At 73.0% G+C, this 13,260-nt stretch carries 14 protein-coding genes; all 14 read left to right on the top strand.

All coding sequences use genetic code 11. The annotated features are described in order from the left end of the window. The first annotated feature begins 30 nt into the window (after positions 1-30). Complete coding sequence (locus tag ACIQWR_RS22110) at positions 31-1,233, top strand: acyl-CoA dehydrogenase family protein (protein WP_404012109.1); 1,203 nt, start codon at positions 31-33, stop codon at positions 1,231-1,233. Between the two features lie 32 nt (positions 1,234-1,265). Beyond that, on the top strand, positions 1,266-1,772 hold the full coding sequence (locus ACIQWR_RS22105; protein ID WP_404012106.1) for a PhzA/PhzB family protein: 507 nt from the start codon (positions 1,266-1,268) through the stop codon (positions 1,770-1,772). Between the two features lie 14 nt (positions 1,773-1,786). Continuing rightward, the gene (locus ACIQWR_RS22100; protein WP_404012103.1) at positions 1,787-2,410 is read left to right on the top strand and encodes an isochorismatase family protein; all 624 of its coding nucleotides are present in this window, start codon (positions 1,787-1,789) and stop codon (positions 2,408-2,410) included. After that, a complete protein-coding gene (locus tag ACIQWR_RS22095; protein WP_404012102.1) occupies positions 2,407-4,281 on the top strand; it encodes an anthranilate synthase family protein in 1,875 nt (624 codons plus the stop codon). Before ACIQWR_RS22100 ends, ACIQWR_RS22095 begins: the two co-directional genes overlap by 4 nt. Next, complete coding sequence (locus tag ACIQWR_RS22090) at positions 4,278-4,646, top strand: hypothetical protein (RefSeq protein WP_354379812.1); 369 nt, start codon at positions 4,278-4,280, stop codon at positions 4,644-4,646. The genes ACIQWR_RS22095 and ACIQWR_RS22090 overlap by 4 nt, the downstream gene beginning before the upstream one ends. Beyond that, positions 4,639-5,502 (top strand): PhzF family phenazine biosynthesis protein, encoded by an 864-nt coding sequence (locus tag ACIQWR_RS22085; protein ID WP_404012099.1) that lies wholly within the window; start codon positions 4,639-4,641, stop codon positions 5,500-5,502. The genes ACIQWR_RS22090 and ACIQWR_RS22085 overlap by 8 nt, the downstream gene beginning before the upstream one ends. A 15-nt stretch (positions 5,503-5,517) precedes the next feature. Then, the gene (gene phzG / locus ACIQWR_RS22080) at positions 5,518-6,192 is read left to right on the top strand and encodes a phenazine biosynthesis FMN-dependent oxidase PhzG (RefSeq protein WP_404012097.1); all 675 of its coding nucleotides are present in this window, start codon (positions 5,518-5,520) and stop codon (positions 6,190-6,192) included. Between the two features lie 82 nt (positions 6,193-6,274). Beyond that, positions 6,275-6,796 carry a flavin reductase family protein gene (locus tag ACIQWR_RS22075; RefSeq protein WP_354379809.1) on the top strand — a complete coding sequence of 174 codons (522 nt, stop codon included), beginning with the start codon at positions 6,275-6,277 and terminating at the stop codon, positions 6,794-6,796. Positions 6,797-6,885: 89 nt separating this feature from the next. After that, a complete protein-coding gene (gene wrbA, locus ACIQWR_RS22070; protein ID WP_399260123.1) occupies positions 6,886-7,485 on the top strand; it encodes an NAD(P)H:quinone oxidoreductase in 600 nt (199 codons plus the stop codon). Positions 7,486-7,538: 53 nt separating this feature from the next. Next, a complete protein-coding gene (locus ACIQWR_RS22065; protein ID WP_404012094.1) occupies positions 7,539-9,116 on the top strand; it encodes an amino acid adenylation domain-containing protein in 1,578 nt (525 codons plus the stop codon). Beyond that, positions 9,113-9,406 (top strand): phosphopantetheine-binding protein, encoded by a 294-nt coding sequence (locus tag ACIQWR_RS22060; RefSeq protein WP_399259622.1) that lies wholly within the window; start codon positions 9,113-9,115, stop codon positions 9,404-9,406. The genes ACIQWR_RS22065 and ACIQWR_RS22060 overlap by 4 nt, the downstream gene beginning before the upstream one ends. Positions 9,407-9,413: 7 nt before the next feature. Next, on the top strand, positions 9,414-10,430 hold the full coding sequence (locus ACIQWR_RS22055) for a 3-oxoacyl-ACP synthase III family protein (RefSeq protein WP_399259623.1): 1,017 nt from the start codon (positions 9,414-9,416) through the stop codon (positions 10,428-10,430). Between the two features lie 327 nt (positions 10,431-10,757). After that, positions 10,758-11,858, top strand: coding sequence for a phenazine antibiotic biosynthesis protein (locus ACIQWR_RS22050; protein ID WP_404012091.1), 1,101 nt, complete (start codon positions 10,758-10,760; stop codon positions 11,856-11,858). Continuing rightward, the gene (locus ACIQWR_RS22045; RefSeq protein WP_404012088.1) at positions 11,858-13,237 is read left to right on the top strand and encodes an aldehyde dehydrogenase family protein; all 1,380 of its coding nucleotides are present in this window, start codon (positions 11,858-11,860) and stop codon (positions 13,235-13,237) included. The genes ACIQWR_RS22050 and ACIQWR_RS22045 overlap by 1 nt, the downstream gene beginning before the upstream one ends. Positions 13,238-13,260 lie beyond the last annotated feature (23 nt).

Here is a 13,260-nt window from a genome sequence, read left to right as displayed (position 1 = left end):
CGAGCCAGAACCCTCGAAGGGAAGAAGACCGTGCAGAGTGAAGCCGTGAACGGCGTGGCCCCGGGCCGCGAGGAGCTGGTGGCCCGGGCGGCCGCACTGCGCGCGGGCCTGTGGGAGGACGCACCGCAGAGCGACGGCGCGCGGCGGCTGACCGGGCGGAGCATCGACGCGGTCACCGGCGCGGGCCTGATGCGGCTCATGACCCCGCAGCGCCTGGGCGGCTACGAGGCCGACATCCGCACCCTGCTGGAGGTCGCCACCGAGGTGGGCCGCGGATGCGGCTCCACCGCCTGGATCACCGGCGTGCTGAACGCGGGCAACTTCGTCGCCTCCCTCTTCCCCCGCCAGGTCCAGGACGAGGTGTGGAGCCTGAACCCGGACGCCCGCACCGCCCTCGTGCTCGGGATGCCCGCCCGCGGGATCGAGAGCGCCGACGGCGGGGTGCTCGTCACCGGTGAGTGGGCCTACGTCTCCGGTTCGCTGCACGCCGACTGGGTGGGCGTGCTGATCGCGCGGCCGGTCGAGGGCTCCGACCCGGTCGTCCACTTCGCCCTGATGCGGGCCGACGAGGTCGAGATCAAGGACACCTGGCACTTCGCCGGGATGCGCGGCACCGGCAGCAACACCGTCGTCGCCTCCGGGGTCTTCGTGCCCGAGCGCCGCCTGCTGCCCTACCTGCCGCTGCTCAACGGCGAGACGGACGGGCTGATCGACCCCGCCCACCGCTACCGCAACAGCCTGGTCGGCCTCTTCTCCATCGGCCTGCTCGGCTCGCTGCTCGGCGGGGCCACCGCCGCCTTCGACTTCGTCCGCGAGTCGGCCCCCAAGCGGCCCGCCGCCGGGTCCCGCTACCCGAACCAGGCCGAGTCGCCCTCGCTCCAGCTGGACCTGGCCGAAGCCGCCACGAAGATCGAGACGGCGAAGCTGCTGGCCGCCAAGGTCGCCGACGCGGCCGACGCGGCGGCGTACGCGGGGGAGTTCGCGGACGTCCTGGTCCGGGCCGCCGCCCGGCAGTACTCCACGCAGGTCGCCCAGCTCTGTCGGGAGGCCGTGGACCTGCTGATGACGGCGTACGGCTCCTCCGCCTTCAACGAGGCCAACCCGCTCCAGCGGATCTGGCGCGACGTGAACGTCGGCAGCCGCCACGCGGGCTTCGGCATGGGCATCCCGCAGCAGCTCTACGGCCGGGCCCTGGTCGGCCGCGACCCGCGCGAGATCAGCCTGCTGGTCTGACCGCCGCCCTCCTCCCACCGGAAAGGAACACCGTGTCTTTCGAGCAGACGGCAGACGAGCAGACGGCAGGCGAGCGGACGGCGGACGAGCAGGCGGTCCGCGAGCACAACCGGAGCATCGTCGAGCAGTACATGAACACCCGCGGCGAGGACCGCCTGCGCCGCCACCTCCTCTTCACCGAGGACGGCGTCGGCGGCCTGTGGACCAACGAGACCGGCAACCCGATCACCATCACCGGCCGCGACCGGCTCGGCGAGCACGCGGTGTGGTCCCTGCGCTGCTTCCCCGACTGGGCCTGGACGGACGTCGAGATCTTCTCCACCCAGGACCCGAACCGCTTCTGGGTCGAATGCCGGGGCGAAGGAAAGATCGTCTACCCCGGATATCCCGTCGGTCACTACACCAATCACTTCATCCACTCCTTCCTCTTCGAGGACGGAAAGATCAAGCAGCAGCGCGAGTTCATGAACCCCTGCCAGCAGTTCCGCGCCCTCGGGATCGACGTCCCGCAGGTACGGCGCGAAGGAATCCCCACGTAGTAAGGAGATGCCCGATGCCCGGCCTGCCCCCCGTCGAGTCCTATCCGCTGCCCACCGCCGCGGAACTGCCCGCCAACACCGTTTCCTGGACCCCTGACCCCGGCCGGGCCGTGCTGCTCGTCCACGACATGCAGCGCTACTTCCTGGCCGCCCTGCCCGACCCGCTGCGCGCCGACCTCGTGCACAACGCCTCCCAGCTCCGCAAGCGCGCCGCCGCCCTCGACGTCCCCGTCGCCTACACGGCGCAGCCCGGCCGGATGTCCGACGAACAGCGGGGCCTGCTCAAGGACTTCTGGGGTCCGGGCATGCGGACCGGGGACGCGGACCGCGAGGTGGTCGCCGAGCTGGCGCCCGACACCGAGGACTGGGTCTTCACCAAGTGGCGCTACAGCGCCTTCTTCCGCTCCGGCCTGCTGGAGCGGATGCGCGCCGAGGGCCGCGACCAGCTGATCCTGTGCGGGGTCTACGCCCACATCGGGGTGCTCGCCACCGCCATGGACGCCTTCAGCAACGACATCCAGCCCTTCTTCGTCGCCGACGCCGTCGCCGACTTCTCCGCCCTCGAACACGCCCGCGCACTGGAGTACGTCGCCCAGCGCTGCGGCCGGGTCATATCCGCCGGGGAGGTCTTCGCGTGAACAGAGACCTGCTCGCCCGGATCCTGGCCGGAGACGTCCGCGACTTCGCCCTGCTGCACCGGCCCGAGCTCGCCCCCGACACCGTCGAGGTGCTCGCCGGCGCCGTGCACGCCCCGGCCGCGCTGGCCGACGTACCGCTGGACGCCGACCAGGTGCTCGTGATCGTGCCCTACCGCCAGCTCGCCGAGCGCGGGTTCGCCGCCCCCGACGACGGCGCCCCGCTGCTCGCGATGACCGTCACCGAACGCCAGACGGTCCCGCTCGCCGCGCTGCCCGACCGGATCGCCGACCAGCCGGTGCACCTGAGCGGCGGCGGCTTCGACGTCGACGACGAGCAGTACGCGGCGACCGTGCGGCGGATCATCGCCGACGAGATCGGCACCGGCGCCGGCTCCAACTTCGTCATCAAGCGCAGCTACACCGCCACCATCGAGGACCACGCGCCGCGGCGGACCGCGCCCGCCCTCTTCCGCCGGCTGCTGGAGCGCGAGCAGGGCGCCTACTGGACCTTCGCCATCCACACGGGCGGGCGGACCTTCGTCGGCGCCACCCCCGAACGGCACGTCTCCCTCGCCGGCGGCACCGCCGTCATGAACCCCATCAGCGGCACCTACCGCTACCCGCCCAGCGGGCCCACCCTCGACGGGGTCACCCGCTTCCTCGCCGACCGCAAGGAGGCCGACGAGCTGTACATGGTCGTCGACGAGGAACTGAAGATGATGGCCCGGATCTGCGCCGACGGCGGCCGGGTCACCGGACCCCACCTCAAGGAGATGGCCCGCCTCGCGCACACCGAGTACTTCATCGAGGGCACCACGGAGCGCGACGTGCGGGAGATCCTGCACGAGACGATGTTCGCGCCGACCGTCACCGGCAGCCCCCTGGAGAGCGCGGCCCGGGTGATCCGGCGCCACGAGCCCGAGGGCCGCGGCTACTACGGCGGGATCGCCGCCCTGATCGGCCGCGACCCCGCGGGCGGGCGCACCCTGGACTCCGCGATCCTGATCCGCACCGCCGACATCGAAGCGGACGGCCGGATGCGGATCGGCGTCGGCGCCACCCTGGTGCGCCACTCCGACCCCGACTCCGAGGTCGCCGAGACCCGGGCCAAGGCCGCCGGGCTGCTCAGCGCCCTGGAATCCGGCACCGCGGTGCGCTTCGCCGCGCACCCCGAGGTGCGGGCGGCCCTGGCGGCCCGCAACACCGGGATCGCCTCCTTCTGGTTGCGGGGCTGCGCCGAGCGCGGCGACCGCGGGGCGTGGGAGCCCCGGCTGGCCGGGCTGCGCGCGCTGGTCGTCGACGCGGAGGACACCTTCACCGCGATGATCGGCCAGCAGCTCGCCTCGCTCGGCCTGGAGGTGACCGTGCGCCGCTTCGACCAGCCCTACGACGCGGCCGCCCACGACCTGGTCGTCCTCGGCCCGGGCCCCGGCGACCCGCGCGACGGCGCCGACCCGCGGATCGTGCACCTGAACGCGCTCGCCGGAGAACTCCTGGAGCGGGGGCGGCCGTTCATCGCGGTCTGCCTCAGCCACCAGGTGCTCAGCCTGCGCCTCGGCCTCCCCCTGGTCCGCCGCGCCACCCCCAACCAGGGCGTGCAGCGGCAGATCGACCTCTTCGGGACGACGGAGCGGGTGGGCTTCTACAACACCTACGCCGCCCAGAGCGCCGAGGACAAGATCGACGCGGGTGACCTCGGCATCGTCGAGGTCAGCCGCGACCCGCACACCCGCGAGGTGCACGCCCTGCGCGGAGCGCGCTTCGCCTCCATGCAGTTCCACGCCGAATCGGTGCTCACCGTCGACGGCCCCCGGATCCTCGGGCAGGCCCTGCTGCGGGCCCTGGGGTCGCTGGAGGTGGCGGCCCGATGAGGGTGGACATCGCCTGGTGGGAGCTGGCCGGGACCGGCGCGAGCATCGACTCGCTGCGCGAGCACCTGCGCGAGGAGGCGGTGGACGCCTGGGTCGACGTGCCCGGGCTGGTCCTCAAGCTCTGGGTCGCCGACCGGCCCGGGAACCGGTGGGGGGCCGTGATGCTCTGGACCGAGCGTCCTCCCACCGACACCCTGCCCGCCAACCGGGCCGCCGAGCTGATCGGCGGCCCGCCCACGCACCGGTCGCGGTTCGAGGTCGAAGCCGCGGTGGAGGGCGTACACCCCCTCGTCACCCTCCACGGGCTCGGCGCCGCGTTCGCCGACGCCACCTCACTCAGTCAGGGAGCGCTTCCCCATGCATGACTACATGGTCGTGGATGCCTTCGCGCGCAACCCGCTCGAAGGCAACCCCGTGGCCGTCTTCTTCGGCAGCGAGGACCTCACGTCGGACCGGATGCAGGCCATCGCGCGGGAGATGAACCTCTCCGAGGTCACCTTCGTCCTGCCGCCCGACGCCGACGAGGCCGACGCCAAGATCCGGATCTTCACCCCGGTGAACGAACTGCCCTTCGCGGGCCACCCGATGCTCGGCACCGCCGTCGCGCTGGGGTTGTCCCGCAAGGCGCTCGGGGTCGGCCGCAAGGAGGAGCGGCTGCGGCTGGAGACCGGCATGGGCGTGATCCCCTTCGACGTCGGCATGGACAACGGGGACGGCTCGGTCATCGTCCAGATGCGCCAGCCGCACCCGAGCTGGGAAGCGTACGAGCACGCCGAGGAGCTGCTGGAGGCCCTCGGGGTCGACAAGTCCATCGCCCCGGTGGAGATCTACCACAACGGCCCGCGGCACGTCTTCGTCGGCCTGGAGAGCATCGAGGCGCTGTCCGCCGTACAGCCCGACCACCGGGCGCTGTCCCGCTTCCCCGACATGGCGGCGAACTGCTTCGCCGGCGCGGGGGAGGAGTGGCGCACCCGGATGTTCTCCCCGGCCTACGGGGTGGTGGAGGACGCGGCGACCGGTTCGGCCGCGGGGCCGCTGGCCATCCACCTGGCCCGGCACGGGCTGGCCCCGTACGGACAGCGCATCAAGATCACGCAAGGGGTCGAGATGGGCCGCCCGTCACGGATGTGCGCCACCGCGCACGGCATGGCGGACCGGGTCAACGGGGTGCGGGTGGGCGGCTACGGCACGGTCATCGCCCGCGGAACCATCTACGTCTAGGGAGCAGCAGCGGCCATGAGCACTTCGACGAGCCCCGCCGTCCGGGCGGGCCTGGACACCAGCAAGTACGAGTCCCTGACCGGCGCCACCGACCTCCCCTTCCCCGAGTACGACGCCCCGCCCGCCGAACCCCTCGCCCTGGCCCGGCAGTGGATCGCCGAAGCCGTCCGGCGCGGGGTCCGCGAGCCCCGCTCGCTGGCCCTGGCCACCGCCACCCGGATGGGCCACGCCTCCAACCGGATCGTCACCATCGCCCGGGAGACCGAGCGCGGCTTCGTCTTCACCACCCACAGCACCAGCCGCAAGGGCCGCGAACTCGCCGACAACTGCTGGGCGTCCGGCGTCCTGTACTGGCGCGAGACCGGCCAGCAGCTCATCCTCTCCGGCCCGGTCACCGCCCTGTCGGCGGCCGCATCGGACGAGCTGTGGGCGGCCCGCCCCACCCCGCTGCACTCGATGACCACCGTCTCCCACCAGAGCGACCCGGCCGCCGACCTGGACGCGCTCCGCGAGCGGGCGTGGTCACTGGCCGAGGGCGGGCAGCCGCTGCCCCGCCCCGACCGGTTCACCGGCTACCTGCTGGAGCCCGCCGAGGTCGAGTTCTGGAACGCCGCCTCCGACCGGCTGCACCGCCGGCTCTCCTACACCCGCCTCGGCTGCGACTGGCACACCAGCCGCCTCCAGCCCTGACCGGCCCCGCACCAGCTCGCACCAGCCCGCACCGACCCCGCACCGATTCGAAGAGACCCGACCGGAAAGGAAGGACCGTGCGATGGAGCGCTCCCAGCTCACCGGCACGATGGCCCGCGTACCCGGCCCGGTGACGGTGGTGACCACGATCGACGGCGACGGCGAACGCTGGGGCTTCACCGCCAGCTCGTTCAGCTCCGTCTCCCTCGACCCGCCGCTCGTCTCGGTCTGTCTGGACAAGGGCGCCAGCACGCACGCCGCGTTCGCCACCGCGCGGCACTTCCTGATCAACGTCCTCACCGAGGAACAGCACGCCGTCGCCCGCCGCTTCGCGACCTCCGGCATCGACCGCTTCGCCGCCGGGGACATGGAGACCTGCGAGTTGGGCCTGCCCGGCCTGCAGACGGCCGGCGTCCGCGTCGCCTGCTCCATGCACTCGGCGGTCGACGCGGGGGACCACACCATCCTCCTCGGCTGCGTCGAGGAGACGTACACGAGCGACCGCACCCCGCTCGTCTACTACAACCGCGCCTTCGCCCGGCCCACGCCCAACGCGTCCCGGGCCGAGCAGGACTTCAGCGCCTGCCACATCGCCGACTGGTGAACCTTCGAGCCGAGGAGCCGTACGCCGTGACCACCGCAGCGCCCACCACCGCACCCGCCGCCGCGCCCGCCGACCAGGGCCGCCTCGCCGTGAACGTCGCCGTCATCTACTACTCGGCCACCGGGCACGTCACCGAGATCGCCCGGGAGATCGCCGAGACCGCCGAGAAGGCGGGCGCCGAGGTCCGCCTGCGCAAGGTCGCCGAACTCGCCCAGCAGTCCGCGATCGACGCCAACCCGGTCTGGGCCCGGCACGCCGCCGAGACCGCCACCGTCCCGGTGGCCACCCCCGACGACCTGCTGTGGGCCGACGCGGTCCTCTTCGGCTCGCCCACCCGCTTCGGCAACGTCTCCGCCCAGCTCAAGCAGTTCCTCGACTCCCTCGGCCCGGCCTGGAGCAAGGGCCTGCTCGCCGACAAGGTCTACGGCGGCTTCACCTCCACCGCCAGCCCGCACGGCGGCCAGGAGTCCACCCTGCTGGCCCTGACCGCCTCCTTCCACCACTTCGGCGGCATCGTCGTCGCCCCCGGCTACACGCACCCCGACAAGTTCACCGACGGCAACCCCTACGGCACGGCCCACTGGTCCGGCGGCAAGGGGTCCCGGCCCGTGGACGACACCACCCGCAACGCCGCCCGCGCCCAGGCCGAACGCATCGTCCGCTTCGCCCGCGCCGTGAAGCACGCCTGACCGAGCCAACCCACCAGCCCAGTCCGCCCGCACCCCGGAGCCCGGAGCCCGCCATGACCATCGCCACCATCGGCCCGCCGCACACCGAACGCGCCACCGACTACCGCACGCTCACCGACCTCCTCGCCGGGTCCGTCGCGCGCTTCCCGGAGCACACCGCGCTGTCGGCCGACGGGATCTCGTACACCTACCGCCTCCTCGACGGCTGGGCGAACGCCATCGCCGACCTGCTCGTGCGCCGCGGCGTGGTCGGCGGGGACCGGGTGGCGCTGCGGCTGCCGCCGGGCGCCACGGCCATCGCCGCGATGATCGGCGTGATGAAGGCGGGCGCCGCCTACGTGCCCCTCGACGTGCGCAACCCGCCCGCCCGCAACGAGTTCATCGTCTCCGACAGTGCGGTGGCCGCCTTCCTCGGCGACCCCGACGGCTGCCCCACCGGCGCCGTCCCGGTCCTCTCCGAGGACACCCTCGCGGCCCTGCTGGACGGGCCCGTGGCCGCCCCGCCCGCCGGACCCGGCCCGGACCCGCACGACATCGCCTACATCATCTACACCTCCGGGACCACCGGCCGCCCCAAGGGCGTCCTGGTCCCGCACGGCGCCGCGGCCGTCCTGCTGGCCAGCGCGGACGGGCCCTTCGCCTTCAACGAGCGCGACAGCTGGCTGCTCTTCCACTCCATCTCCTTCGACTTCTCCGTCTGGGAGATCTGGGGCCCGCTGTCCACCGGCGCCCGCGTCGTCGTACTGCCCGCCGGGACCGCCCGCTCGCCCGAGGCGACCCTGCGCTTCATCCGCCAGGAGGGCATCACCGTCCTGAACCAGACGCCGACCGCCTTCGGCGCGCTCACCACCATCGTGCTGCGCGAGGACGTCGACCTGCCCGAGCTGCGCTACGTCATCTTCGGCGGCGAGAAGCTGACCCCCGAGACCGTGCGCCCCTGGTCCAAGCGGTTCGGCCTCGCCCAGCCGGCCCTGGTCAACATGTACGGGGTCACCGAGGCCGCCGTCCTGAGCACCTACCACCCGGTGACCGAGGAGGACCTCGACCGCGACGACCTCCCCGTCGGCATCCTGCTCTCCGGCACCGCCCGCGTGGTCACCGGGGACGGCCGCGAAGCCGCCCCCGGCGAGGAGGGCGAGCTCTGGCTGGCCGGACCGCAGGTCGCCGACGGCTACCTCGGCCGCCCCGAGCTGACCGCGGAACGCTTCCCGACCGTCGACGGCGTGCGCCACTACCGCAGCGGCGACCTGGTCAGCCGCCGCCACGACGGCCGCTTCGTCTACCGCGGCCGCGCCGACCTCCAGGTCAAGCTGCGCGGCCACCGCATCGAGCTCAGCGACATCGAACTCGCCGTCCAGGCCCACCCGCACGTCGCCGACGCCATCGTCTGGGTGCACACCTTCAAGCCCGGCGACGACCGGCTCGCCTGCGCCTACGTCGTCGCCGAGGGCGCCGAGGACCCGCGCACCCGCACCCTGCGGGCCCACGTCCGCGACCTGCTGCCGTCGTACATGCACCCGTCCGTCTACCAGGCGCTGCCGCTGGCCTACCTGCCGCGCACCGTCAACGGAAAGGTCAACCGGGCCGAGGTGGCCCGCATCTGGGAAGAGCAGAGGAGCCAATCCGCATGAGCATCCCCCAGCACCACACGACCACCGTCGCCCTGCCCGAAGAGGTCCGCGAGGCCACTCTCGCCTGGGTCGCCGAGCTCCTCGAAGAGCCCGACGTCACCCTGGAGGACACCTTCCTGGAGCTGGGCGGCCACTCCGCCCTGGCCCTCCAGCTCGGCCGCTACGCCCACGAGCGCTTCGGCATCGAGTACGACCTGCTGGTCCTCTTCGAGCGCCCGCTCGGCGAGGCCGCCGACGAACTGACCGAGCGGATCACCCGGATCAGCGCCACCGACGCGGAAGCAGCCTGAGGCCGCCGTGGTCGACATCGGAATCGTCTCCTTCGGCTACGCGTTCGGGGAGGACCAGAGCGTCGCCGCCGCCGCGGCCGACTACGTCAGCGACCCCGAACGCGTCGTCAAGTGGGGCTACCACACCTTCCACCGCGCCGCCGACGGCGTCACCGGCACCGACCTCTCGCGGGGTGCGGCCGAACAGGCCCTGGCCCGCGCCGGGATCACCGCCGACGCCCTCGACCTGGTCGTCGTCGCGATCACGGACATGCCCGAGTACTCCTACTGGGACAGCGCCTCCGCACTGGCCCGGGAGCTGAAGATCGGCCGCACCCAGACCCTGCTCCTGCAGGAAGGGTGCGGGTCCGGGGTCAACGGCCTCTTCTACGTCGCCTCCACCCTGGCCATGCAGCCCGAAGCCGAGTACGCCCTGCTCGTCGTCGTCAACCGGGTCAGCGAGTTCCACCGCAACCGGATGAACGTCATCAACACCGTGCTGTCCGACGCGGCCGTCGCCGTCGTCGTCCGGCGCGGCCACGACGCCAACAAGTGGCTGGCCAGCGAGCAGTTCACCGACCCCGAGTACAGCGACCTGCTGCGCCTCGACTTCGGCGGCGCGGTCACCCCGCTGCCCCCCGTCGGCTGGACCAGCGCGGACGCGCCCTCCGCCTACGACCAGGTGCGCGAGCAGTTCGGCGGCAACCCCGCCGCGCTGCGCACCTTCATCGGCGAGCGCTACACCCGCCTCGTCGAGGTCATCGAGGGCGCCTGCCGCCGGGCCGGGGTCCAGCGCACCGACCTCGACCACGTCATCTACCTGAACGACGTCCCCTCCAGCATCGCCGCCGTCGCCGGACCGCTCGGCATCCCGCTGGAACGCACCAACGCGGCCATCGCCCCCGGCCACGGCCACATGGGCGGCGCCGACCAGCTGATCTCGCTCGGTCTCCAGGTGGAGAGCGGCGAGCTGAACCCCGGCGACCTGGTGGCCCTGTGCGGCATCTCCACCGGCCGCTGGTGCGCCACCTTGATCCGCGTCTAGTGCTGTGACCGGAAAGGTTCACCGTGTCACGGCGCCCGGCACGGCACCTCTCCCCCAGCTACCGCTGGGAGGTGCCCCCTGCGTTGTCGGCCCACGCAAGTACGTCCAGTACGAGCCGTGGTCCTCCGCCTTGCGATGCACCGCACCGGACACCGCGACCCGGCAAACCTTCCCGGCCACAGCACTAGCCGCTCCCCGACCCGTGACCTGAGAAGCACGCGCCCGGCCACCCGGGCCACCAGACCAGCGCGTACGCCGGCGGGGCCGTCCATTCCCCCGTGCCGGGCCCCGCCGGCGTACCCGCTGCCCCGCCCGAAGGAGACCACCGTGCCCTCGCCCGCCCACCCCGTCCTGGACCTCCCGTACGACGTGCAGCCCGATCCGGACGAGTTCGTCCGGGCCGCGATGGAGTGGCACTTCAACCCGGAGACCGGATCGCCGTTCTGGCTGCGACGGGCGGAAACCCTCGACTTCGACCCCCGCAGCGACATCAAGTCCCACGCGGACCTGCGGCTCTTCCCCAACGTCACCGGCGAGCTGCGCCACGTGCGCGCCGAGGACCTCATCCCGCGCGGCTACGGCTCCGGCCCCGACGTCGTCGGCGTCTTCGAGAGCGGCGGCACCACCGGCGCCCCCAAGCGGGTCGTCCTCACCCGCGACTGGCTGGAGCGCATGGTGGCGTGGTCCAACGCCAATATCGACGCCCACGGCTTCCCGCGCGGCGCGAACTGGCTCGGCCTCGTCCCCACCGGCCCGCACATCGTCGGCGAGTTCTTCCACCGCTCCGCCACCACCCACGGCGCCCGCGGCTTCACCATCGACCTCGACCCCCGCTGGGTGAAGAAGCTCATCGCCCAGGGCCGCGGCGCCGACGCCGGGGCCTACGCCCTGCACCTGCTGGAGCAGGCCGAGTTCGTGCTGCGCTCCCAGGACATCGGCGTCCTGACCATCACCCCGTCCGTCCTGGAGCGCCTCGCCGGCCGCGAGGACCTCGTCGAGCTGGTCAACCACAAGGTGAAGGCGATCCGCTGGGGCGGCACCCAGCTCGACCCCGACTCCCGCCACCTGTACAAGACGGAGATCTTCCCCGACGTCGCCTTCTGCGGGAACTACGGCAGCACGATGATCCTCGGCTTCGCCGGCGAGCGCGCCGGCCTGCCCGACGACGAGCCGTGCGTCTTCGACCCGCTGAGCCCCTACGTCACCTTCTCCGTGGTCGACCCCGCCACCCGCGAACCGGTGGCCTACGGCGAGCGCGGCCAGGTCCTGGTCAGCCACGTCAGCAAGGGCTTCCTGCTGCCCAACAACCTGGAGCGCGACCTCGCCACCCGGCTGCCCGCCAACGGCGCCCTCGTCGGGGACGCCGTCGCCGACATCGCCCCCGTCGCCACCTTCGAGGACGAGCCCGTCATCGAGGGGGTCTACTAGTGAGCACCGTCCCGCGCCTCGACGCCCTCGGCCCGCGCGGCTCCTTCCGCGCCCGCAAGCGGCTCACCGTCACCGACGTCTCGGGCGCCCCGGCCGCCGAACTCAGCCTGGTCCCCGCCCTGTTCGTCGACCGCGCCGCCAAGGCCCTGCACCGGGCCCGGCCGCTGGACGCCGACGCCCGCATCGCCGCCGTCCTGCGCGCCGCGAAGCTCTTCGCCACCGCCGAGCTCGACGGCCGCTCCATCGAGGTCCACGAGCGCGCCGTCAGCCGCGTCGGCGGCGTCCCGCTGGCCGTCGTACGGGCCACCACCACCAACATCGCCGCCCGCCTCACCCGGGTCTACGACAGCCTCACCCAGGCCCGCCCGGCCGGCACCGCCGAGCACTGGCGCTCCCCGCTCACCCGCACCGGCCGCGCCGTGTGGACCCGCCGCGGCGAGACCTTCGCGGTCCTGGCCGCCGGCAACCACCCCGGCACCCACAGCCTGTGGCCCGAAGCCCTGGCGCTGGGCTACCGGGTCGCCGTCCGCCCCTCCCGCCGCGAACCCTTCACCCCGCACCGGCTGGTCACCGCCCTGCGCACCGCCGGCTTCGGCGACGACCAGATCGTGCTGCTGCCCACCGAACACGCCGAGGCCGACACCCTCGTGCGCGCCGTGGACCGTGCCATGGTCTACGGCGGCGAGGACGTCATCCGCAAGTACGGCGGGAACCCGGCCGTCCACCTCCAGGGCCCCGGCCGCAGCAAGATCCTGATCACCGCCGACACCGACTGGAGCGCCCACCTCGACACCGTCGTCGCCTCCGTCGCCGGACACGGCGGCACCGGCTGCGTGAACACCACCACCGTCTTGGTCGAAGGCGTCGAGGCCGCCACCGCCCTGGCCGAGCAGCTCGCCGAACGCCTCGCCGTGCTCCCCGCCCTGCGCCCCGAGGACGACAAGGCGGTCCTGCCCGTCCAGCCCCTGGAGAGCGCCCTCGCCATCGAGCGCTACCTGCTCTCCCACACCGGGGGCGCCCGGGCCTGGCTCGGCGGCGACGGCATCGCCGAGGAACTGGGCGACGGCAGCGCCGCCCTACGCCCCGCAGTCCACCAGCTGGAACGCGCCGACGCCCCCCAAGCGGGCATCGAACTCCCCTTCCCCTGCGTGTGGGTGGCGCCCTGGGACCGCGCGGACGGGATCGCACCGCTGCGCGGCTCCCTCGTCGTCACCGCCCTCACCCAGGACGAAAGCCTCCTCGACGACCTCGTCGCGGAGCCCTCCATCGGCAACGTGCACGCCGGCGACCACCCCACCTACTGGATGGGCCCCGGGCTCCCGCACGACGGCTACCTCGCCGAATTCCTCATGCGCAGCAAGACCGTCATCCGCGACTGAAAGGAGCGGCCATGTGCACCAGG

Origin of the sequence: Streptomyces sp. NPDC098789 (genome assembly GCF_044759975.1) — a bacterium.
GTDB lineage: Bacteria > Actinomycetota > Actinomycetes > Streptomycetales > Streptomycetaceae > Streptomyces.
This window is presented reverse-complemented; position numbering and strand designations above follow the sequence as displayed.

Bases quoted from the DNA above. Each gene is read 5' to 3' on its own strand.
- ACIQWR_RS22100 (WP_404012103.1), top strand. From the start codon at position 1,787: ATGCCCGGCCTGCCCCCCGTCGAGTCCTATCCGCTGCCCACCGCCGCG.
- ACIQWR_RS22090 (WP_354379812.1), top strand. From the start codon at position 4,278: ATGAGGGTGGACATCGCCTGGTGGGAGCTGGCCGGGACCGGCGCGAGC.
- ACIQWR_RS22065 (WP_404012094.1), top strand. From the start codon at position 7,539: ATGACCATCGCCACCATCGGCCCGCCGCACACCGAACGCGCCACCGAC.
- phzG (WP_404012097.1), top strand. From the start codon at position 5,518: ATGAGCACTTCGACGAGCCCCGCCGTCCGGGCGGGCCTGGACACCAGC.
- ACIQWR_RS22075 (WP_354379809.1), top strand. From the start codon at position 6,275: ATGGAGCGCTCCCAGCTCACCGGCACGATGGCCCGCGTACCCGGCCCG.
- ACIQWR_RS22085 (WP_404012099.1), top strand. From the start codon at position 4,639: ATGCATGACTACATGGTCGTGGATGCCTTCGCGCGCAACCCGCTCGAA.
- ACIQWR_RS22060 (WP_399259622.1), top strand. From the start codon at position 9,113: ATGAGCATCCCCCAGCACCACACGACCACCGTCGCCCTGCCCGAAGAG.